This is a genomic window from Anaerolineae bacterium (assembly GCA_014360855.1).
Taxonomy (GTDB): domain Bacteria; phylum Chloroflexota; class Anaerolineae; order JACIWP01; family JACIWP01; genus JACIWP01.
In genome coordinates this window covers 1-1567 of sequence record JACIWP010000426.1, presented here as the reverse complement: position 1 = coordinate 1567, position 1567 = coordinate 1, and the positions used below count along the sequence as shown (strand labels likewise).

At 62.7% G+C, this 1567-nt stretch carries 1 protein-coding gene; it reads left to right on the top strand.

Annotated elements, in window-relative coordinates; translation table 11 throughout:
• On the top strand, nt 1-1567 hold a 1567-nt coding region (gene cas10 / locus H5T60_14775; protein MBC7243696.1), incomplete at both ends, for a type III-A CRISPR-associated protein Cas10/Csm1.

The following is a 1567-nucleotide window of genomic DNA, read 5'->3' as shown; positions in this document are numbered from 1 at the left end:
TTACCTGCAGTTGCTGACCGAGGCGGTGGCGCGCTATGTCCTGCGGGAGCTGGGCCTGCCGGTGACGAACATTATTTATCTCGGAGGCGGCAATTTCTTCCTGCTGGCGCCGATGCGCGCACAGGAGCGCCTGCCGGCCATCCAGCAGGAGGTATCGCGCCGGCTCCTGGCGGCCCATGAGGGCGGGCTTCACCTGGCGCTGGGCTGGTCGCCGGTGCGGGCGGGCGAGTTCCGCGTCGGCTGTTTCGCCGGTGCCTGGAAGGCACTCCACAGAGAGCTGAGGAAAACCAAAAACCGCCCCCTGGCCTACCTGGACGACGACATCCTGTCCCGCTATCTGGGCGGCGGCATGGGTGCCGGCGGGGACCGGGATATGGAGTGCAGTGTCTGCGGTCGGGAAGAGAAAGGCATGGAGGAAGAAGAAGGGATCAGAAAGTGCAAACATTGTCGGAGCTTTGAGGCGCTGGGGAACGCGTTGGCTAAAGCGAAGTGGCTGGTGAGCGCGCATTTCGCGCCACAGGCACTGCCGGAGCAGGTCGAGGACTGGCACGCGGTCCTGCAGAGCTTTGGCATGGACTTCTGGGCGGTGGAGGATTTGCGGCAGGCGGTTGTGAAGGTCAAGCCGGCGGTAATGCTCCTCACGCCGCTGAAGGGGGACGATGTCAAAAAGGGAACGAGCCGCATCGAAGGGGTGACGCAGGTCGAGGTCTACCGCTTCTTCCCACAGCTTGTGCCGTGGTGCGAACAATCCGAAAAGCACATCTGCACCTTTGACGAGTTGTGCGAGGCGTCCACCGGCGGGTTCAAACGTTGGGGCGTCCTGCGTATGGACGTGGACAATCTGAGCCTGCTCTTCCAGGAAGAAGGATTTACATGGAAGGATAGCAAAGGGGATGAGGTGAAACATCTGACGTTGTCGCGCGTGGCCAGCTTGAGCTTTGCCCTGCGGTTATTCTTTGAGGGACTGCTCCCGGGCTTCGCCGGCGCCGGCGAACATGCGGCGCTGATGCGGGACCGGCTGTACCTGCAGTATGCCGGCGGCGACGACGTCTTCCTGGTGGGCAGTTGGGATGCCCTGCCCATCTTTGCCCTGGAGGTGCAGAAGGGCTTTCGCCAGTTCGTCTGCGAGAATCCATGTGTCACCATTTCCGCCGGCATTGCCCTGGCGCCGGAGAAATACCCGCTGTACCAGGCGGCGGATGATGCCGGCAAAGCGGAAGAACTGGCCAAACGATGGGAGAGGAATGGGCAGAGCGGAACCAGAAAGAAAGACGCCTTTCACTTTCTAGGCTTTACCATGGATTGGCAGGAGGTGGCTGAGGCGTGGCGCTGGGCGTGGCAGTTCAGCGCATGGTGCACGGCGGATCCGCCCAAGGCTCCCAAGGCGCTGGTGCAGTTGCTGTTGAACCTGTATGTGGGCTATGCGCAGGAGCGGGAGCAGGCGGTGCGGCGGGGGCGCTGTGCGCCGGCGCAGGTCTATTTCGGCCCGTGGATGTGGCGGCTGGCGTACTACATGGCACGCCGGCGGTCCGATTCGCATATGCCAGAGGAGGTGAAGCAGGAACTG